This window comes from Enterobacter sp. RHBSTW-00975 (genome assembly GCF_013615235.1).
In the GTDB taxonomy this organism is placed as follows: Bacteria; Pseudomonadota; Gammaproteobacteria; order Enterobacterales; family Enterobacteriaceae; genus Enterobacter; species Enterobacter ludwigii.
On record NZ_CP055883.1, the window covers coordinates 349574 to 368262 of the forward strand.

At 56.2% G+C, this 18689-nt stretch carries 22 protein-coding genes; 4 read left to right on the forward strand and 18 right to left on the reverse strand.

The features are described 5' to 3' along the window. Positions 1-49: 49 nt before the first annotated feature. Complete coding sequence (gene alsB, locus HV340_RS01640) at positions 50-985, reverse strand: D-allose transporter substrate-binding protein (protein WP_025206373.1); 936 nt, start codon at positions 983-985, stop codon at positions 50-52. Between the two features lie 65 nt (positions 986-1050). After that, positions 1051-1941, reverse strand: a complete 891-nt coding sequence (gene alsR, locus HV340_RS01645; protein WP_014168252.1) for a D-allose utilization transcriptional regulator AlsR — start codon at positions 1939-1941, stop codon at positions 1051-1053. A gap of 351 nt (positions 1942-2292) precedes the next feature. On the opposite strand from alsR, the gene rpiB reads away from it, so the two are divergent. Then, a complete protein-coding gene (rpiB, locus tag HV340_RS01650) occupies positions 2293-2742 on the forward strand; it encodes a bifunctional allose-6-phosphate isomerase/ribose-5-phosphate isomerase RpiB (protein ID WP_032681899.1) in 450 nt (149 codons plus the stop codon). Between the two features lie 69 nt (positions 2743-2811). Beyond that, the gene (gene yjdP, locus HV340_RS01655; RefSeq protein WP_014168254.1) at positions 2812-3135 is read left to right on the forward strand and encodes a DDRRRQL repeat protein YjdP; all 324 of its coding nucleotides are present in this window, start codon (positions 2812-2814) and stop codon (positions 3133-3135) included. Positions 3136-3189: 54 nt separating this feature from the next. Here yjdP and phnP read toward each other — a convergent pair whose 3' ends face one another. From phnP to HV340_RS01735, 16 genes are all read right to left on the reverse strand, one after another. Continuing rightward, the gene (gene phnP / locus HV340_RS01660; RefSeq protein WP_181216260.1) at positions 3190-3948 is read right to left on the reverse strand and encodes a phosphonate metabolism protein PhnP; all 759 of its coding nucleotides are present in this window, start codon (positions 3946-3948) and stop codon (positions 3190-3192) included. Positions 3949-3957: 9 nt separating this feature from the next. Further along, positions 3958-4392: an aminoalkylphosphonate N-acetyltransferase gene (phnO, locus tag HV340_RS01665; protein ID WP_014168256.1), complete on the reverse strand. Its 435-nt coding sequence runs from the start codon at positions 4390-4392 to the stop codon at positions 3958-3960. Next, the gene (phnN, locus tag HV340_RS01670; protein WP_086533145.1) at positions 4385-4936 is read right to left on the reverse strand and encodes a ribose 1,5-bisphosphokinase; all 552 of its coding nucleotides are present in this window, start codon (positions 4934-4936) and stop codon (positions 4385-4387) included. Before phnN ends, phnO begins: the two co-directional genes overlap by 8 nt. Next, positions 4933-6069 carry an alpha-D-ribose 1-methylphosphonate 5-triphosphate diphosphatase gene (gene phnM / locus HV340_RS01675; protein WP_078774716.1) on the reverse strand — a complete coding sequence of 379 codons (1137 nt, stop codon included), beginning with the start codon at positions 6067-6069 and terminating at the stop codon, positions 4933-4935. Before phnM ends, phnN begins: the two co-directional genes overlap by 4 nt. After that, positions 6066-6746, reverse strand: a complete 681-nt coding sequence (phnL, locus tag HV340_RS01680; RefSeq protein WP_020882817.1) for a phosphonate C-P lyase system protein PhnL — start codon at positions 6744-6746, stop codon at positions 6066-6068. Before phnL ends, phnM begins: the two co-directional genes overlap by 4 nt. A gap of 9 nt (positions 6747-6755) precedes the next feature. Then, positions 6756-7511 (reverse strand): phosphonate C-P lyase system protein PhnK, encoded by a 756-nt coding sequence (gene phnK / locus HV340_RS01685; RefSeq protein ID WP_014168260.1) that lies wholly within the window; start codon positions 7509-7511, stop codon positions 6756-6758. Beyond that, positions 7508-8353 (reverse strand): alpha-D-ribose 1-methylphosphonate 5-phosphate C-P-lyase PhnJ, encoded by an 846-nt coding sequence (gene phnJ / locus HV340_RS01690; protein ID WP_014168261.1) that lies wholly within the window; start codon positions 8351-8353, stop codon positions 7508-7510. The genes phnK and phnJ overlap by 4 nt, the downstream gene beginning before the upstream one ends. Next, complete coding sequence (locus HV340_RS01695; protein ID WP_032679402.1) at positions 8346-9410, reverse strand: carbon-phosphorus lyase complex subunit PhnI; 1065 nt, start codon at positions 9408-9410, stop codon at positions 8346-8348. Before HV340_RS01695 ends, phnJ begins: the two co-directional genes overlap by 8 nt. Then, a complete protein-coding gene (gene phnH, locus HV340_RS01700; protein ID WP_014168263.1) occupies positions 9410-9994 on the reverse strand; it encodes a phosphonate C-P lyase system protein PhnH in 585 nt (194 codons plus the stop codon). Before phnH ends, HV340_RS01695 begins: the two co-directional genes overlap by 1 nt. Next, positions 9991-10443 (reverse strand): phosphonate C-P lyase system protein PhnG, encoded by a 453-nt coding sequence (phnG, locus tag HV340_RS01705; protein ID WP_163326999.1) that lies wholly within the window; start codon positions 10441-10443, stop codon positions 9991-9993. Before phnG ends, phnH begins: the two co-directional genes overlap by 4 nt. Continuing rightward, the gene (gene phnF / locus HV340_RS01710) at positions 10444-11169 is read right to left on the reverse strand and encodes a phosphonate metabolism transcriptional regulator PhnF (RefSeq protein WP_032679404.1); all 726 of its coding nucleotides are present in this window, start codon (positions 11167-11169) and stop codon (positions 10444-10446) included. It lies immediately after the preceding gene. A 20-nt stretch (positions 11170-11189) separates the two neighbouring features. Beyond that, positions 11190-11969 carry a phosphonate ABC transporter, permease protein PhnE gene (gene phnE / locus HV340_RS01715; protein WP_025206369.1) on the reverse strand — a complete coding sequence of 260 codons (780 nt, stop codon included), beginning with the start codon at positions 11967-11969 and terminating at the stop codon, positions 11190-11192. Between the two features lie 52 nt (positions 11970-12021). After that, a complete protein-coding gene (gene phnD / locus HV340_RS01720) occupies positions 12022-13038 on the reverse strand; it encodes a phosphonate ABC transporter substrate-binding protein (protein WP_014168267.1) in 1017 nt (338 codons plus the stop codon). A gap of 24 nt (positions 13039-13062) precedes the next feature. After that, positions 13063-13851, reverse strand: a complete 789-nt coding sequence (gene phnC, locus HV340_RS01725) for a phosphonate ABC transporter ATP-binding protein (protein ID WP_014168268.1) — start codon at positions 13849-13851, stop codon at positions 13063-13065. A gap of 136 nt (positions 13852-13987) precedes the next feature. Further along, complete coding sequence (yjdN, locus tag HV340_RS01730; RefSeq protein WP_014168269.1) at positions 13988-14425, reverse strand: VOC family metalloprotein YjdN; 438 nt, start codon at positions 14423-14425, stop codon at positions 13988-13990. A gap of 80 nt (positions 14426-14505) precedes the next feature. Continuing rightward, complete coding sequence (locus HV340_RS01735; RefSeq protein ID WP_020882810.1) at positions 14506-14841, reverse strand: zinc ribbon domain-containing protein YjdM; 336 nt, start codon at positions 14839-14841, stop codon at positions 14506-14508. 597 nt (positions 14842-15438) lie between these two features. Between HV340_RS01735 and crfC the strand changes: the two genes are divergently transcribed. Both crfC and HV340_RS01745 read left to right on the forward strand, forming a co-directional pair. Further along, the gene (crfC, locus tag HV340_RS01740) at positions 15439-17793 is read left to right on the forward strand and encodes a clamp-binding protein CrfC (protein ID WP_047355930.1); all 2355 of its coding nucleotides are present in this window, start codon (positions 15439-15441) and stop codon (positions 17791-17793) included. Next, positions 17790-18668, forward strand: a complete 879-nt coding sequence (locus tag HV340_RS01745) for a diguanylate cyclase regulator RdcB family protein (RefSeq protein ID WP_181216261.1) — start codon at positions 17790-17792, stop codon at positions 18666-18668. Before crfC ends, HV340_RS01745 begins: the two co-directional genes overlap by 4 nt. Positions 18669-18689 lie beyond the last annotated feature (21 nt).

Below are 18689 nucleotides of genomic sequence, written 5' to 3' on the forward strand. Positions count from 1 at the left end.
CCTGTGGGAGAGAGCTGGGGTGTGGGCTTCTGACCGCACCGGATATCAGTTATTTCGTCACCAGAACCGAATCAACCAGTTTGAATTCAGGCGTTTTTTCTAGGGGGATCACGTTGCCGGTTTTCGCCGCATCCACCATCAACTTCAGGCCCGTGGCACCAATATCCGCTGGGTTCTGCGCGACGGTGGCGGTCATTTGTCCGGCATCGACCATCTTACGTGCTTCAGGAATGCCATCCGTGCCAACGACCAGTACTTTTCCTGTTTTACCGGCGTTTGCCACCGCCTGTGCCACGCCCATTGCCATGGTATCGTTTGCACAGTAGAAGGCTTTCAAATTTGGATTTCGTTGCAAAACGTTGGTGGCGACATCCAGGGCTTTAATGCGATCCCAGTCGGCAGGTTGGCTGGCAACGAGCTTGATTTGACTTGCTTTTTTGAAGGTTTCTGTCGCGCCATTGCGGCGTGCCTCTCCCGATGCATTTCCGGCTTTCCCTTCAATAATCGCGACTTCACCGCCCTGCACACCGAGTTTATCAATGATAAAGCCTGCGCCTTTTGCCCCGACGGCTACGTTATCCGTCGTGACAAAACCTTCAACGTTACCGCCGGCTTTTTTCAGGTTATCCATATCGATTTTTTCATCGAGATTGACCAGATAAATGCCTTTTTGCCAGGCGCGTGAGACGGGCATCACCAGGTTGACCGAGGAGAGTGGGGCAAAGGCAATGCCTTTGTATTTCTTATTACTCAAGTCTTCAAAAAGCTGCAGTTGAGACTGAAAATCACCCTCTGACGGCGAAGCAAAAATATCAACACTTACCCCCAGGGTTTTTGCTTCATCTTCGATCCCTTTCTTCATATCCACCCAGAATGGATTGTTCAATGTTTTTAATACTACCGCATATTCTGCGGCAGCAAATGCGCTGGTAGATAACATTAAGCCCATAGCGGCGCCGCTGAAATATTTCAGATATTTATTCATAGCAGTGTTCTCAATGTAGGGTATATTTTTGTTGATCCCGCTAATACGGGATCAACCTTTTATCGTTACTTCAGGGCGCCAGGGGAGAAGAAATCCACAATAGCACCGGTTTTTTGCATGTTGAGTGTGGCCTGTTGAATATTCTGTTGTGCAACGGATACAAATAAAGCATCTAATAGTGTGAGTTGTAATATACGCGCGGAGGCGTTACGCCCTAATAAAGGGGTCTCTGGTGCTGGCGAACAAATAATATAATCAGCGAGTTTGGCAATGGGCGAATGATAGCTATGGGTAATGCAGATAATCTTCGCACCGTTCTTTTTCGCTAACTCTACTGCGGCTTTCACATCGCTGGTGCGTCCTGAGTGTGTTACCACCAGCACTACGTCTCCCTCTTTCAGCAGCGATGCTGACATCATCATGATATGGGCGTCCTGATAAGACTGGCAGCGCACGCCGATACGTAAAAACTTGTGCTGGATGTCGGCACAAATGGCGTTAGAGCCACCGACGCCGTACAGATCGCGCTGGTTAGCCTGAGCGAAGAAACGTGCTGCGCGATGAATTTCATCCACATTAACAATCGACTGGCCTTCCATAATGGTGCGAAGCGTAATGTTGAACACTTTATTAACCACATCCTGTGGTGCTTCATCAAAGGCGAGTTCAGCGGGGAGCACCTGCTCGGATTGAGAGAAGTAGTCCACAAGCGCTGCGCGCAGAGTACGAAAACCGCTAAACCCGAGCAGCTTGGCTACTTTGACGATCATCGCTTCCGAGACCAGCAGTGTTTCGGCAACATCTTTAATTGCCGGCGCACCGCTCAGGTTACCTGGCTGAAGCAGCCAGTCGACGATACGGCTCTCGTTGTCGGTCATCCCTTCCTGTTTCATACGCAGGTAAGGTGCCAGACCGATGCCATTAGGCAGCTCTTTTTCAAATTCTGACTGACTCATCGCTCTCTGTTGTCCTTAAAAATGAAGACGACACTATATCATCACAACCTTCCCGGGAAATATGCTGCCAACTTCACAATATTTATAAATTCATAAAGTTTTATTGCTTGTGAAGTTTTGGGCTGTGTGTTGTTGCTTCATTCGTTATAAATCAATCATTTAATTTCTTCTGCATTTAATGGCCTAAGACTTACAAGCAAACTTAACCATCAGGTCAGGGTTGAAATGCGATCCTCAGGGGTGTAGAACACGCTCAGAACGCGATGTTTTTGTGGTTTTATTGCACAACTAACCGGTCTTAAATCACAAAATACATCGCGTTCGTAAAGTTTACTCACTGAGAGGAAAATCATGAAAAGGATTGCGTTTGGTTGCGATCACGTTGGCTTCATACTGAAAGAGGACATACTGGCCCATCTGCGTGGGCGTGGCGTAGAGGTGGTGGATAAGGGCACCTGGTCGCCCGAACGCACCGATTACCCGCATTATGCCAGCGCTGTTGCGACGTCCCTGCTCGACGGTGAGGTTGATGGCGGCATCTTAATTTGTGGTACCGGCGTTGGGATCTCTATTACGGCCAACAAATACCCCGGCATTCGTGCAGTGGTATGTAGTGAGCCTTATTCTGCGCAGCTTTCAAGGCAGCATAACAACACCAATATCCTGGCATTTGGCTCACGTGTTGTTGGCCTTGAGCTGGCAAAAATGATTGTCGATGCCTGGCTCAATGCAGAATTTGAGGGCGGGAGACATCAGGTGAGAGTGGAAGCGATAGGGGTGATTGAACAGGCGCAGAAATGAGATTCCTCCGCTACCCCAGCCAGCTGTTGTTCATTACCGTAAGGCCAGTCCACCTGCGAGTCTGGTCTTATGAAACGTTACTCTACCGCTCTGTTATTTGGTCTGCTGTCACTTACCAGCCAACTGGCTCACGCCGATGTTATTGATGAAGCCATTGGCAATATTCAGCAGGCGATCAACGATGCCTATAACCCCAGCAGCAGTCGCAGTAGCGATGATGACGACGATCGCTACGATCGCAGCCGCCAGACCGACAGCCGTCAGTATGACGATCGCCGCAGGCAACTGGAGGATCGCCGTCGCCGTCTGGATGAGCGTCAACGCCAGTTGGATGATGACAGACGTCAGTTAGAAGAAGATGAACGCCGGTTAGAAGACGATTACGATCGCTGATACGCGCGGTTTAGCATCCATACGCCTCGCCCTCTCATCCAGAGAGGGAGTGACCTAATCCAGCAACAACGTCATTCCGTCATATCCCGCCTCGAACCCGTCGGGTAGCGGGTTATCCATCATCCATACGTCGAACTGATGACTGATATGGGTCAGGATCACCTGCGGACAGCCGATGATCTCATTTAAGGCAATAACCGTATTCAGATCGCAATGGTTGCGCGGCGTTTCGTCACGCGGTTCGTGGCTGCAGTCGATGATCATCGCCTGCGGCCGGTTATTGAGCAGGAATTTTACCGTTTTATCAGGTAATCCGGCGGTGTCGGAGAGCCAGGCCACACGGCTGTGGGCGGACTCCAGCAGGTAGCCAAAGGTGATTTTCGAGTGATTCAGCGGCAGCGGCGTGACCCGCAGGCCCTGCAGTTCAAACACCACAAACGGCTCTACCGTATGGCTGAAATCCAGAATCCCCGGGTGTTTAAACAGGTCGTCACACCCCGCCTCGTCTGGTGGGCCGTACACCGGAACAGGGGCACCGACGCCCCAGCGCAGGGGGAACAGCCCCTGGACGTGATCCATATGGTAATGGGTCAGTAAAAACTGCTGAAAGCTGCCTGCCGGCCAGTCGTCCATCAGGTGCGGGATACCGGCGTCCAGCAGCGTTACCGCATCGTTGAATTTGACTACCGCGCTACAGGGGCGACGGCGATGGTTATCCTGCAGACGCGCCCGGCGACACGCCGCGCAGTCGCAGCCAAACGCCGGCACCAGCTGAGCGCTACCGGTTCCCGTTAACGTAATCGTCAGACTCATCGTGCGCCTCTACAACAGTTTGGTGAAACGAAAATGGCTCTGCGTATACCCTTCACGCGCATAAAAACGGTGAGCGTCCAGGCGCTTCACGCTGGTGGATAGTTCTGTCAGTTCAGCGCCCGCCTGCCGCGCCACGTTCTCCGCCCAGGCCAACAGCTGGCTGCCCACCCTGAGACCGCGCGCCTGCGGCATGACCACCAGCTCCTGGATCTCGCCAATCCATCTGGCGTGGTGCAGGTGAAACTGCATATGCAGGCCAATCATGCCCACCACCTGGCCGTTTAATTCAGCCAGCTGGTAACGCATATTGTGGTCCTGCAGATTGGCAAGATACCCGGCGTGGAACGCCTGATGATCAAACTCACTCTGCTTGAGTTCGCAAATCAGCGCGTAAACAATCTGCGCATCGTCGGCAGTGGCGGGGCGAAGCTGGCAGTCAGGCATGCTGTTTCTCCTTCTGACGGATAAGCGTTAAAAAGTTATCGACTGACTGTAGCAAGCTTCCGTCGTTATTGAGGATATGACAGTTCGATGGGGTATAGCGCGCCGCACGTTCAAGCCGCTGCTCGATCTCTTTGGCGTTTTCGCGACCCCGGCTCTGCAACCGGCTGCGCAGCACATCAGGCGAGACCTGCAGACAGACCGGCAACAGCGCTGCTTCATAGCGGGCGCGCGCTTGTTGAAGGTGCGCGCGTGAGCCGTTGACCAGCACGTCGAACCCGGCGTGCAGCCACAGGTCTGTCTCGATGCCTATCCCGTAGTAATAACCGTTGGCGTGCCAGCTGAGCGCCAGCAGATTTTGCCCGGCGCGCGTGAAAAATTCCGGCTCGCTCAGGGCGATATGGTTCTCACTCCCGGCATTCGCTGCACGGGTGATATAGCGGTGCGCAACCAGAAGCTGGGGATGTTCCCGCTGCCGTAACGCGGACAGCAGGCTGTCCTTACCGGAGCCTGACGGCCCCATTAGCCAGATTAGTTTTCCCATCAGAACACCCGTTTTCCCTGACGCCAGACGTGGTCGATATGGATGTGCTCGCCCTTACGGTGAACCAGCACCAGATCCGCCCGTTTACCTTCAGCTATCTCTCCACGATCGTGAAGATTAAGTGCCGTTGCCGGGTTTTTCGTTACCAGACGAATCGCCTGCGGCAGCGTAAAGCGATTGTTTTCGTCAGCCGCGACCCGGAAGGCGGCGTCCAGCAGGCTGGCGGGGTAGTAGTCGGACGAGAGGATATCCAGCAGACCTAGCGACGCGAGCGCGCTTGCCGCCACGTTGCCGGAGTGTGAGCCGCCGCGCACGATATTCGGCGCCCCCATCAGGACGTTCATGCCGTGAGTGCGGGAGGCTTCTGCTGCCTCAAACGTGGTGGGAAATTCAGCGATTACGCTGCCAAGCTGGTGTGATTCGCGCACATGTTCATGCGTCGCATCATCATGGCTGGCTAAGGCAATGTTGCGATCCCGACACATGGCGGCAATGGAGAGCCGGTTTGGTTGAGACCACTGGGCCGCAAGCTGTCGCTGTTCCTCTTCATAACGCACCATTTCTTCATTGGTCAGCGCGTATTTTCCCTGATAGTACTCGCGGTATTTCTCTATTCTGGCGAACTGACGCTGCCCCGGCGAGTGGTCCATCAACGAGACCAGTGAGACCGGTTCGCGGTCCACCAGCTTTTCAAACAGCGGCAGAGTAGTGTGATGCGGGAGTTCACACCGCAGGTGCAAACGATGCTCGGCGCGGTTAAGGCCGCGTTTTTGCGTCTCTTCTACGGCGTTGATCATCTTCTCAAGGTTTTCCAGACGGTCGCCGCCGTCGCGCACGTCGCCAATCGCTACGGCGTCCAGCACGGTAGTGATGCCGCTGGCGACCATCAGCGCGTCATGGCTGCTCATTGCGGAATGAGCTGGCCAGTCGACTTTCGGACGCGGGGTAAAGAATTTATCCAGATTATCGGTGTGCAGTTCGATAAGGCCCGGCAGCAGCCAGCCTCCTTCACCGTCCATCGCTTCCGGGGCGCGGCTCTGGGTTTCCGCAAAGGCGCGGATCTCTCCGGCCTGGATCTCAATCGAGCCATCAACGACTTCATTTTCCAGCACCAGCTTTACGTTATTCACGATCATGCGAGCGTCCCCATCGGATGCAGCCTGTCTGCGACGCGGGAGCGAACGGTGTCGTCGTGGAAGATCCCCACGATCGCCGCGCCGCGTGCTTTGGCCTGTTCGATCAGTTCAACCACCGCCGCGCTGTTCTTGCTGTCGAGCGAGGCAGTGGGTTCATCAAGCAGTAAAATCGGGTAGTCGACGATAAACCCGCGGGCGATATTCACCCGCTGCTGCTCGCCACCGGAAAAGGTCGACGGGGCAAGGTGCCAGAGGTGTTCCGGCACGTTCAGGCGCGTGAGCAGGCCGGCGGCTTTCGCGGCGCAGGTTTCGCGCGGAACGCCCAGGTCCAGCAACGGCTGCATGACCACGTCCAGGGCGGAGATCCGTGGGATCACCCGCAAAAACTGGCTGACCCAGCCGATCGTCGAGCGGCGCACGTCCAGCACCTTACGCGCCGGCGCCTGCACCAGATCGACCCATTCATTGCCATGACGAATATAGATGTGGCCTTCGTCCGGCAGATAGTTGGCGTACAGGGAGCGCAGCAGCGTCGATTTGCCGCTGCCGGAATGGCCGTGCAACACCACGCATTCACCCTTGCTAACCTCCAGAGAGGCGCTGTGCAGGACCGGCAGGCGCACGCCGTTTTGCTGGTGGAGCACAAAGGTCTTACTGACATTTTCTACGCGGATCATGGGGGCCTCTTAATTCTGCAATACCGATGACACCAGCAGCTGGGTGTACGGATGGTGGGGATCGTCGAGTACGCGGTCGGTCAGCCCACTTTCCACCACCTGACCCTGCTTCATCACCAGAAGACGGTCCGCCAGCAGGCGGGCAACGCCTAAATCATGGGTGACAATCACCACGGCCAGGTTCAGTTCCACCACCAGGCCGCGCAGCAGGTCGAGCAGACGCGCCTGAACGGAGACGTCCAGCCCACCGGTGGGTTCATCCATAAACACCAGCTTAGGGTGAGTGACGAGATTGCGGGCAATCTGCAGGCGCTGCTGCATACCGCCGGAGAAGGTGGTGGGCAGGTCATCAATGCGCGAGGTGGGGATCTCCACATCGCTCAGCCATTGCTGTGCCGTGGCGCGGATGTTGCCGTAATGGCGTGCGCCGGTGGCCATCAGCCTTTCACCGATATTGCCTCCGGCCGAGACCTGCCGGCGCAGGCCGTCCATGGGATGTTGATGCACCACGCCCCATTCGGTGCGCAGCAGGCGACGGCGTTCGGCCTCGCTCATGCCGTACAGCGACCGGCCCTCATATAAAATGTCGCCCTTTTGCGGCGTCAGTCGTGCAGAGATAGATTTCAGCAGGGTGGTTTTGCCCGAGCCGGACTCGCCGACAATGCCCAGCACCTCGCCCGGCCACAGCTCAAACGAGACGCCGCTGAAGCCTTTGCCCGGCGCGTAAAGGTGGGTCAGGTTGTTAACCGAAAGCAGCGGTTTCATTGGCTTTTCGCCTCGCTCTGTTGGCGGCAGAAGTCGGTGTCGGAGCAGACAAACATCCGTTTGCCCGTGTCATCCAGCACCACTTCGTCCAGATAGCTGTGTTTTGAGCCGCAAATGGCGCACGGCTCGTCCCACTCCTGCACCGTAAACGGGTGGTCGTCGAAATCGAGACTCTCCACGCGGGTGTAAGGCGGTACGGCGTAGATGCGTTTTTCACGCCCGGCACCAAACAGCTGCAGGGCAGGCATCATGTCCATCTTCGGGTTGTCGAATTTGGGGATGGGGGACGGGTCCATCACGTAGCGTCCATTGACCTTGACCGGATAGGCGTAGGTTGTGGCGATATGGCCGAAGCGGGCGATATCCTCATACAACTTTACCTGCATGACGCCGTACTCTTCCAGGGCGTGCATGGTGCGGGTTTCCGTTTCACGCGGCTCGATAAAGCGCAGGGGCTCCGGAATAGGCACCTGAAAAATCAAAATCTGATCTTCCGTCAGCGGCGTTTCCGGAATGCGGTGACGGGTCTGGATCAGCGTCGCATCTTCGGTTTTTTCGGTGGTATTGACGCCCGTCACGCGTTGAAAGAACTGGCGAATCGACACGGCGTTGGTGGTGTCATCAGCCCCCTGGTCGATGACCTTCAGCACGTCCGACTCGCCGATGACGCTGGCGGTCAGCTGAATGCCGCCGGTACCCCAGCCGTAAGGCATGGGCATTTCGCGGCCGCCGAACGGCACCTGATAACCGGGGATAGCCACCGCTTTCAAAATGGCGCGTCGGATCATGCGTTTGGTTTGTTCATCCAGATAAGCAAAGTTGTAGCCGCTTAAGTTAGTCATGTGCGCGCTCCCGTTGCAGGCGTTTCAGCAGTTCCAGTTCGGCCTGGAAATCGACGTAGTGCGGCAGCTTGAGGTGGGAAACGAAGCCCGCGGCCTCGACGTTATCCGCATGGGCCAGCACGAACTCCTCGTCCTGCGCCGGGCCGGAGACCGCTTCGCCGTAGTCCGGTGCCTGCAGGGCACGGTCGACCAGCGCCATCGCCATCGCCTTGCGCTCACTCATGCCGAACACCAGCCCGTAACCGCGGGTAAAATGCGGGGCCTCGTTCTCGGGGGCGACAAATCCATTCACCATTTCGCATTCGGTCATGAGCAGTTCACCGACGTTCACTGCAAAACCCAGCTCTTCGGGCACGATCTCGACGTTAAGGTAGCCGCTACGAATTTCCGCCGCGAACGGATGGTTGCGGCCGTAGCCACGCTGGGTGGAGTAGGCCAGCGCCAGTAAATACCCCTCATCGCCGCGCATCAGCTGCTGCAGGCGCGACGAGCGTGAACAGGGGTAAACCGGCGGCGTGCGGGTGATGTCGTCAGGTTGCGCGCCAGTATCGTCTTCGGCCTTCGCCAGACCCTGTTTCGCCAGCAGGCTAAAAACGTGCGGGGAGGGAACCTGCTCTGCATCCGAGGTGCTCAACTGGGGCGTTTCGCCGTTCGCCAGCAGGGTGAAATCCAGCAGACGGTGGGTGTAGTCATAGGTGGGCCCAAGCAGCTGGCCACCGGGGATGTCTTTATAGACCGCCGAAATACGACGTTCCAGACGCATTTCTGCCGTATTGATCGGTTCGCTCACCGCCAGTTTCGCCAGTGTGGTGCGATAAGCACGCAGCAGGAAGATGGCTTCGACGTTGTCGCCGCTGGCCTGTTTCAGCGCCAGCGCCGCCAGTTCGCGATCAGCGACGCCGCCTTCAGTCATTACCCGGTCGACGGCCAGATTGAGCTGCTGCTCAATCTGGGTGACGCTGAGCTCGGGAAGCGCGTCATCACCCCGTCGTCTGTGCGCCTGCAAGGCATGGGCGGCGGCGATAGCCTTCTCGCCCCCTTTGACGGCAACGTACATCAGCACACCTCCACATGAGTGGTACGAGGGATGGCCAGCAGGCGTTCTCCGCAGGTGAGGATCAGGTCAATACCGAGCGGGAACGGGTGCGGGCGTTCGGTCAGTTCATGAATGATGCACTCCGGCAGCTGTGGCGCGACCATGCGCTCTTCGGCAATACCCGCCCCCGTGAGGCGCAGCATGCGGCCACCGCTCAGGCTTGATACCTGCAAAATCAGCGTGGCGCTGGTCTCCGGTGCCACCGCGCTTCCTTCGCTCAGGGCATTAAGCTGCTCGTGGCTGATTTGCTCGTCGGCCACGGCAAACACCGCCTGCCGGGGTTGTTCAACCAGCGGGGCGTTGGTGTGAAAGCGCAGGTTCTGGCTGGCGATATCATTCGATAACGCGCCAGAGAGCCACACCGGGGTGTCGTTGTCGGCGAGCGTCAGCAGTACGCTGGTGGTCGCCAGATTCAGCGGCAGCCAGCCCTGAGAGAGCTGATGCAGCGAGACGATGACGCCCGGCTCGCTCATGGCTTTCAGCAGGCGACGAAAACTTTGTTGGGCATCCTGGACGGCCAGGGTAAAAGCGGGTTGAAGCGTCATGCGTTATCTCCGCGAACGAGCGTAAAGAAGTCGACCCGGCTGGTGTTTATCTGGGCCTGGCGGGCGGCAATCAGTGCAGCACGGTCGGCTTCCAGCGGGGCAATAAGGGTTTCCATCAGGGTCTGGAAATGAGGTTGTTCCTGTAACAGGGCGTCAATCACCGCGCAGCGTTCGGCGTGTGGTTTGTCGCGCCCGAGCACGTAGCTGTAGCCCAGCGAGCCGCTGTTCAGGCGGATCACTGCGCGGGTGAGGGTGGCATCGCCGGCGAAGAAGCGCTCACCGGTACCGCCCATACGCGCCTGGATCTGCACCAGACCGATTTCCGGCGCGCGGATGAGGTCATATTCCGGCGTCAGATTCAGCGCCTGCATGCGGTCCGAAAGCGCTGCGGGCTGGCTGTGCGCCAGGACGCCCATCCAGCGCTGGCGGGTGGAGGTATCGAAATGCATTCAGTGCTCCATGGTGAATTCGATCATGTCGGCGCGGGTCAGGCTGACGGAGTATTCCGTCGCGTCTATTTCGCCGTCACGGTGGTTGAGGGTGCGAACGCAGAGCAGCGGAGCCATGTTGGGGATCTCCAGCACGTTGCTCTCTTTGGCCTGCGCGCGGCGGGCGCTGATGCGCGTCTGGGTACGTTTAAGCGCGATGCCCGTGGCATCCTGAAGAAAATCATGCAGCGAGCCGCTGGAGAAATTTTGCAGCACCGGCCACAGCGCCAGGTCGGCGAAGTAGTGGTCTATCTGGCACACCGCCACGCCGTTGACCCGACGCAGGGTACGCAGGTGGATGACATTGTCGCCCTCCTGAATGCCCAGCGCGTCCGCGACGTGGCTTGAGGCCGGGCGCAGCACCGACAGCAGTTTTTCGCTGGTCGGGTGGCTGCCCTGATCCAGCAGGTTCTGGCTAAAACGCGCCTGCGCATTGAGCGGATAGTCAAACGGACGCATCAACACCAGCACGCCGACACCCTGACGGCGCTGCACCCAGCCGCGCTCGACCAGCTGATCAATGGCGCGGCGCAGCGTGTGTCGGTTCACTTCATAGCGGTCGGCAAGCTGCTGCTCGGCAGGCAGGTAGTCTCCGCAGCGGTAGTGGGTGCGAAGTTCCACCTCGAGTTTTGCCGCTATCTCTTGCCAGCGGGTGGGGTAACTGGTCGGATGTCTGGATAAGTGCATACAAATCAAAGCCTCGCTTCTCAGATGAAGTGCTTACGCAAACGTTGAGACATAAAATCCAGCAGGCTGACGGTGATGATAATGAGCACCATCAGGGCGCAGGTTTGCTGGAACTGGAACCCGCGAATCGCTTCCCACAGCGTGACGCCAATACCGCCTGCGCCCACCATGCCGACGACGGTGGCGGAACGAACGTTGGATTCGAAACGGTACAGGGAGTAGGAGATCAGCAGCGGCATTACCTGGGGCAGTACGCCGAAGAGAATCTCTTCAATTTTGTTGGCGCCCGTTGCGCGGATCCCTTCGACCGGGCCCGGCTCGATAGCTTCCACCGCTTCGGAGAGCAGCTTGGAGAGCACGCCGGTGGTATGAATAAACAGCGCCATCACCCCGGCGAACGGACCCAGGCCGACGGCCACCACGAACAGCATGGCAAAGACCATTTCGTTGATGGCGCGGCAGGCGTCCATCAGGCGACGCATCGGTTGGTAAATCCACCACGGTACGATGTTCTCGGCGCTCATCAGGCCGAACGGAACAGAAAGGATGACGGCCAGGGCGGTGCCCCAGACGGCAATTTGCAGAGTGACCGCCATTTCGCTGAGGTAATCCTGCCACTGGCTGAAATCAGGCGGGAAGAAGTCGGCGGCAAAAGTGGCCATATTGCCGGCATCTTTAAACAGCAGCAGCGGATCCATTTCTGCGCCCTGCCAGGAGATAACGAGCACCGCAAGCAAAATGGCCCAGCTAAAAAGCGAGAACCAGCTGCGTTTCGGCGGTGGGAGAGTGATGGTCTGCATGTGTGCCCCTTTGGTCTGAATGCCCTCTCCCACCGGGAGAGGGCGGTAAGCGTTATTGCACCGCTTTATTCACGCTGCTCATGGCGCCGAGCGCCGCGGTCAGGCGGTCAAGGTCTTCGAGCTGAGCCTGAATCGCAGCCACTTTGCTGCTCTTCTCCTCCTCCTTCAGGCCCTTGTTGTCCTTCACGCCCTGCATCTCTTTAAACAGCGCCAGCTGGCGAATCGGGACCAGTTGCAGGTCGCTTGACGGGCGGAAAGGTGCCCAGCCCAGGCGTTCCAGAACCGTTTTTTCTTCCGGCGTTTTGCCGTAATTCATAAAGAAGTCGTACACCTTGTCTTTGGTGGTCTCAGACAGGTTTTTGCGCCAGACGATGGGGTCGCCCGGGATCAGAGGGGATTTCCAGATAACCTTCAGCGCTTTCAGCTTGTCCGGTGCCGAGGTTTTCAGCTTGTCGAGGTTCTCGGTGTTATTCGTGGCGACATCCACCTGCTTATTGGCCACGGCCAGCGCGTTGGTTTCATGGCTGGCGTTCACGGTGCGCTTAAACTCGCTGGCAGAGGCGTTGTTTTTAGCAAAGACGTAATAGCCCGGCACAAGGAAACCAGAGGTGGAGTTGGGATCGCCGTTACCAAACGTCAGCTCTTTACGTTTGGCGAGCATGTCGTTCAGGTTGTTGATGGGGCTGTCTTTATTGACGATCAGCACGCTCCAGTAACCCGGAGAGCCATCCGCGGCAACGGTCTGGGCAAAGACCTGGCCGTTCGCGCGATCCACCGCTTCCATGGCGGAGAGGTTACCGTACCAGGCGATGTCGACTTTGTTAAAGCGCATCCCCTGGATGATGCCCGCATAGTCCGGGGCGAAGAAGGCGTTCACTTTGATCCCCAGTTTGGTTTCCATATCTTTCAGGAACGGTTCCCACTGAGGTTTCAGGTTCTGCTGTGATTCCGTCGAAATAATGCCAAAGTTCAGCGCTTTTTCCTGCTCCTGGGCGTACGCAGGGCTTAACAGAGTGCTTATGCTGAACATGCTGGTAAACGCCAGCGCGGCAACGGCTTTGTAGCTCATGTACTTTCCTCGGATCGGTTTTAATTAAGCAGCCTGCGCGTTCTCTTCGACGCGGTTAATGCTGCGGTAGAGATGGTCGAAACGGTCGTTATCAAACTGATGGCTTGGGCCATCAAAGAACACATGCCCCTGACGCAACGCGACGATGCGCTCGCAATAGCGCAGGGCGTAGTCCACCTGGTGCAGCGTCACCACTACGGTGATGCCGTCGTTGAGGTTGATGTCGCGCAGGGTTTCCATCACGATGCGAGCCGATTCCGGGTCCAGCGAGGCGATGGGTTCATCGGCAAGAATGATTTGCGCTTTTTGCATCAGGGCACGGGCGATCGCCACGCGCTGCTGCTGTCCACCGGAAAGTGTGGAGACGCGCTGGTGGGCGAAATGCGCCATTCCGACGCGGGTCAGCGCCTGCAACGCTTCCTGCTTTTGAGAGGGGGAGAACCAGCGCAGACAGGTACGCCAGAACGGGGTGCTGCCGAGCGCGCCAATCAGCACGTTCTCCAGTACCGTCAGGCGATTGACCAGGTTGAACTGCTGGAAGATATAGCCCGTCTGGGCGCGGCTTTTGCGGATATCCCGCGCCAGGCGTCCTGCACGCTGCACGGTGTTGCCCAGCAGCTCGACGTGGCTTTCTGAGGTCTTATCACAGGTGATAAGGCCGCTTAAATGACGCATAAGGGTGGATTTACCAGAGCCGGATGGCCCCAGGAGCGCCACCATTTCGCCCTGCTGGACGGTCAGATCAACGGCATGCAGGGCCTTGTTGTGATGAAAGGTCTTGCTCAGTTTCTCGACGCGGATAACAGTTTGCATATGCTGGGCCTCACAATAAATGTGGCCTCATGCTGGCGCATCAATATGACATTTGGGTTAAGTCTCGGTTGCGGGAGTTTGAAGAGTTGAGGGGAGTTTGATGACAGGCGGGGGCAGACTGCCCACCGCCAGAAGATCACTGCTGTTGCTTAACGACGTTAATCATCCACGGCACGCCGTATTTGTCGGTGACTTTACCGAAACCGTGCGCCCAGAAGGTCTCCTGCCAGGCCATTTCGATATGGCCTTCCGCGGCCAGATTGTCGAACCAGCGTTTGCCTTCCGCCACGTCCTGGGTGTCCAGCACCAGCGTGAACCCGGCATACTGCGCTTTGCTGCCGGGCGGCTGCCCATCACTCATCATGATATCGCTGCCCGCAATGCGAACATTCGAGTGGGCGATCGCCGAATCCGGAAACTGCATGCCAGACGGACAGCCTTCTTCGCTGCTGTCGCCTTTTGGCATTTCACCGAAGGTGATTTTATAGAGGAGCTCTGCGCCGACGGCGTGCTGATAAAAGGCGGAGGCCTCGGCACAGTTACCGGCGAAAGAGATGTAGGGACTTAACGGCATAATCTATACCTCACGTAAGAAGAGCCCGTTAAGTGTAGTTCTCGCCAGCCCGGTAAGCGAAGCGCCACCGGGCGGGTAAATCAGTTCTTTTTCACAAACTCTGATTTCAGTTTCATCGGGCCAAAGCCGTCAATTTTGCAGTCAATATTATGGTCGCCTTCTACCAGACGGATATTCTTCACTTTAGTGCCGATCTTCAGCATGGAAGAGCTGCCTTTAACCTTCAAATCTTTAATCACGGTGACGCTGTCGCCATCAGCCAGCAGATTACCGTTCGCATCTTTTACAACAAGCGTATCAGTATCGTGCGACGGCTCGGCGTCATTCCATTCGTGAGCGCATTCCGGGCAGATGAACATGCCATTATCTTCATAGGTGTATTCAGAATTGCATTTCGGGCAGTGTGGGAGTTGCATAAGGTTATCCTCAAAAAGTGCGTAACACGCTGGAAAGTGCCAGCAAAATGACGGCTGGGTGCCGAAAAAGGGGGCAAGTATAACGCAAATCCACACCGTTGTCGGTGATATTCTATTTAAAAAAAAAAGCAAAAAGCGTGTCGCCAGTGACATTTCCTGTCAGTCAGTTAAGCGATGCTGACGGCATTAACACGGTGGAAAGAAATGGCAGTAAATATATCGAATATTTTATTGCAGCAAATTGCTACGCACCTCCATTTCGGATAAGGTGAAGCGACACATTGTTATTTATCTCCTGACTTCCCCGTCATTCATATCTTATGGCGGTGACGCATTACCTCTCTTTTTAGGTGGGTAAATAATGATGATATATCCTGAAGTTTCTTAAAAATGGGCCAGGCTTTTATCTTTTGGCTGTCATGCCAGAGGGGAAGCTTTACACGCCATGCAAGGATAGCGATTTATTTCTGATTATCTTCAATCAGTTATATTTCGGTGAACATGTTTTCCACACGTGATCATATAAGCCTGAACAACATAATTAAAACCAGTGGCTTAATAAAAGTAATAAATTTGCGTTAAGGAAAGGCTTTTATCATGCACACACAGACCATTTTTGAATTAAGCCAGGAAGCAGAGCGTTTGTTACAGCTCGCCCTGCAAAATCTTGATACGTTGAAATCAATGCCGACGGCGAAGCTGGAAAGCACCGCCGCAGCCATTACGGGTGAAAAGAACAACGTCTTACCTTTGCATTTTAGTGCGCGGGGTGTCGAAGCCCAGCAGGCTATGCTGAATAATGAATTACGGAAAATAACCCGTCTGGAAATGGTGCTGGCAATTGTGGGCACCATGAAAGCGGGGAAATCGACCACCATTAATGCCATTGTCGGAACCGAAGTGTTACCGAACCGCAACCGCCCGATGACGGCGCTTCCGACATTGATCCGTCATACGCCGGGTCAGAAAGAGCCGGTGCTCCATTTTGCTCACGTCTCTCCTATCGATGAATTAATCCTCCTGTTACAGAAAAAGCTCTGCGATTACGATCGCGGGAAGCTGGCGCAACGTCTGGAAATTGATAAGGACATGATTACGCTGCTGGAAAGAATTGAAAAAGGTGAGGCTTTCGAGAAGCATCACCTGGGTGCGCAGCCGATATTTCATTGTCTGAAAAGCCTTAACGACCTGGTGAGGCTCTCACAGGCGTTAGGCGTCGAGTTTCCGTTCTCTGAATATGCGGCCATCGAACACATTCCGGTGATCGAAGTGGAGTTCGTGCATCTCGCGGGTCTGGATGCCCACCTTGGGCAACTGACGCTGCTTGATACCCCCGGGCCGAATGAGGCCGGGCAACCGCATCTGCAAAAAATGCTGAGCGAGCAGTTATCCCGCGCGTCGGCGGTGCTGGCGGTGATGGATTACACCCAGCTCAAATCGATTTCCGATCACGAGGTCCGGCAGGCCATTTCAGTCGCCGGTAAATCGGTGCCGCTGTATGCGCTGGTCAATAAATTCGATCAGAAAGATCGTAACAGCGACGATGAAGAACAGGTTAAAGCGATGATCTCCGGCACCTTAATGAAAGGGAATATTTCGCCGGGGCAAATTTATCCCGTTTCGTCGATGTGGGCGTATCTGGCGAACCGCGCCCGTTATGAGATGACTACCCACGGTCAGCTACCGGATCACAAGGAGCAGCGCTGGGTTCAGGATTTTGCCGAAGCCGCGCTGGGACGCCGCTGGCGTACGGAGGATTTGGACGACATCGACCATATTCGTCATGCTGCCGATTTGCTGTGGGAAGATTCGTTATTTGAACAGCCGATCCGCAAGCTTATTTATGCCGCCTATGCCAATGCATCGCTCTTCGCTCTGCGTTCGGCGTCGCATAAGCTGCTTAACTACGCCCAAAATGCCCGGGAGTACCTGGACTTCCGCTACCAGGGGCTGACGGTCGCTTTTGAGGCGCTGGAATTGAATATCGCGCGCCTGGAAGAGGACATGGCGCTGCTGCATACGCGTCAGCGCGTGGTGAGCGACGAAGTGAAGCATGAAGTGGAGCAGGCGCTTAACGCCACCGCTGACTTTATGATGTCGCAGAATACTTCACTCCAGCAGGCAATTAGCCATGTGTTTAGCGCCCGCTCTGTTCTCGACCTGGCTGGCATCGAACCGCGGGATCTTCGCCGTGACGAGCCGCAGGCGCTGAAACAGCTGGTACTGGATGATGAAGGGCAGGCGCAAATTGCGCTGAGTAAAATCCGCTCCTCCTGCGAGCTGATCATGCTGGATGCGCAGACGAAGATCGGTCGGGAGCTGGCGTTACGCTTCGATCAACTGGAGTCGACGCTGGCGCGCTCGCTGAATGAAGCCATGCGGCCAATCGAAACGCGTATTAAAGAACAACTCAGCCATGCGGGTTTTCGCGCGCGGATAAGCTTCCCGGCGTTTCAGGCGCATCAACTTAACTTCAACACCCGGGCGCTGTTTAACGATGCGATTGCGCAGGATCACCGCCCGGCAGGCCAGCCAGCGGGCGCGGCGAGCATGCGTGAAACCGTCTCTCGCTGGCTGAATAACCCGGGCTGGGGCTGGGAAGATTATGTTGTTGCACGCACACGCTATGTCATTGATATTGAACAGCTGCATGAAAAATTCAAGCAGCATATCGATCAGTTCTGTGAACAAATCCGTAAAGCTTTGACCGCCCAGGTCGATGTCTCTGTTACGGCGGGGATGGCAACGTTCTTTGCGGAATTTTCGTTATGCCTGACCGGGTTACAGGAAAGTTTGCGTGATAGCCTCGCAGTACGTCAGCAAAATGAGCATTCGACCCGAGCGCTCAGCCAGCTGTTAAAGCAAAGTATCACGACTGCGACGTGGATACAGGAAGATACCCGACTGTTACGCGATGATATTCAAACCCTATTCGCGGCAGAACAACCATGACAACACAACTACTGGACGGCCCCGGGCGAACGCTGGAGTGTATTCATCCAAAATTTATGGTCGATCTGGTTCAGGGGGTAGACGCGGCGCGTCATCCCCACCCGGGACCACAACAGCTGCAGTTTCGTGAGCGTTTGACCCAGGAGATCATGACGCATACCCGGCTACGGCCCTGGGCGATGGCGGGTATGCTTAATGAAAATGCGGCGCTGCGCCTGGGGCTGGCGGAAAAGCTGGCCGGTATGCTTGACCCCGGGCACCTTGCGCTGACGCTGATGGCAGACAAATTGATTGCGCTGCGTCAGCAGACTAACCCGCGGGCCCAGCAATCGCCCGGCCTGATTCAGCAGTACGCTGAGCTTTCCGCTCATTTTACGCAACGAGCCGCCTATAAAGAGAAGGCGCTCTCCCAGCGAGGGCTGACGGTGCAGGCGGGTGAGCACAGCGAACAAATTTTTACCCGCTGGCGAGCCGGTCACTACGATGGCTGGTCGCTGGCCGGGCGTTGCTATGTCGTCCTGGAAGAGCTGCGCTGGGGTGCATTTGGTGATGCCTGTCGCCTGGCGAATGAAGACATGGCGGCGATGCTCAAGGATAACTTACGCAGTATGGCGGCAAACTATCTTGCGCAGGGCATCAACGCTTCTCCTTCCACCCGCCATTTCTACCATCAGTGGCTGACAACGCCCGCATCGCCGGGACTGATAGATCATAAAGACATGCTCGGCTGGCTGGGCGACTGGTGTCAGGCGGATAACCATCCGGTGAGCTGGTCGGTGACGCAAAGCTGGCACACTGTCGCGCTGGGTATGCCGAGGCTGTGCTCGGCAAAACGGCTTGTGGATGGGATGGTGGAAGAGATTTTTGGTGGCTGAAATCCCCCTCTCACCGGGAGG

Coding starts and splice junctions, on each gene's coding strand:
- alsB (WP_025206373.1), bottom strand. CDS start 985: ATGAATAAATATCTGAAATATTTCAGCGGCGCCGCTATGGGCTTAATG.
- alsR (WP_014168252.1), bottom strand. CDS start 1,941: ATGAGTCAGTCAGAATTTGAAAAAGAGCTGCCTAATGGCATCGGTCTG.
- rpiB (WP_032681899.1), top strand. CDS start 2,293: ATGAAAAGGATTGCGTTTGGTTGCGATCACGTTGGCTTCATACTGAAA.
- yjdP (WP_014168254.1), top strand. CDS start 2,812: ATGAAACGTTACTCTACCGCTCTGTTATTTGGTCTGCTGTCACTTACC.
- phnP (WP_181216260.1), bottom strand. CDS start 3,948: ATGAGTCTGACGATTACGTTAACGGGAACCGGTAGCGCTCAGCTGGTG.
- phnO (WP_014168256.1), bottom strand. CDS start 4,392: ATGCCTGACTGCCAGCTTCGCCCCGCCACTGCCGACGATGCGCAGATT.
- phnM (WP_078774716.1), bottom strand. CDS start 6,069: ATGATCGTGAATAACGTAAAGCTGGTGCTGGAAAATGAAGTCGTTGAT.
- phnL (WP_020882817.1), bottom strand. CDS start 6,746: ATGATCCGCGTAGAAAATGTCAGTAAGACCTTTGTGCTCCACCAGCAA.
- phnK (WP_014168260.1), bottom strand. CDS start 7,511: ATGAAACCGCTGCTTTCGGTTAACAACCTGACCCACCTTTACGCGCCG.
- phnJ (WP_014168261.1), bottom strand. CDS start 8,353: ATGACTAACTTAAGCGGCTACAACTTTGCTTATCTGGATGAACAAACC.
- HV340_RS01695 (WP_032679402.1), bottom strand. CDS start 9,410: ATGTACGTTGCCGTCAAAGGGGGCGAGAAGGCTATCGCCGCCGCCCAT.
- phnH (WP_014168263.1), bottom strand. CDS start 9,994: ATGACGCTTCAACCCGCTTTTACCCTGGCCGTCCAGGATGCCCAACAA.
- phnG (WP_163326999.1), bottom strand. CDS start 10,443: ATGCATTTCGATACCTCCACCCGCCAGCGCTGGATGGGCGTCCTGGCG.
- phnF (WP_032679404.1), bottom strand. CDS start 11,169: ATGCACTTATCCAGACATCCGACCAGTTACCCCACCCGCTGGCAAGAG.
- phnE (WP_025206369.1), bottom strand. CDS start 11,969: ATGCAGACCATCACTCTCCCACCGCCGAAACGCAGCTGGTTCTCGCTT.
- phnD (WP_014168267.1), bottom strand. CDS start 13,038: ATGAGCTACAAAGCCGTTGCCGCGCTGGCGTTTACCAGCATGTTCAGC.
- phnC (WP_014168268.1), bottom strand. CDS start 13,851: ATGCAAACTGTTATCCGCGTCGAGAAACTGAGCAAGACCTTTCATCAC.
- yjdN (WP_014168269.1), bottom strand. CDS start 14,425: ATGCCGTTAAGTCCCTACATCTCTTTCGCCGGTAACTGTGCCGAGGCC.
- HV340_RS01735 (WP_020882810.1), bottom strand. CDS start 14,841: ATGCAACTCCCACACTGCCCGAAATGCAATTCTGAATACACCTATGAA.
- crfC (WP_047355930.1), top strand. CDS start 15,439: ATGCACACACAGACCATTTTTGAATTAAGCCAGGAAGCAGAGCGTTTG.
- HV340_RS01745 (WP_181216261.1), top strand. CDS start 17,790: ATGACAACACAACTACTGGACGGCCCCGGGCGAACGCTGGAGTGTATT.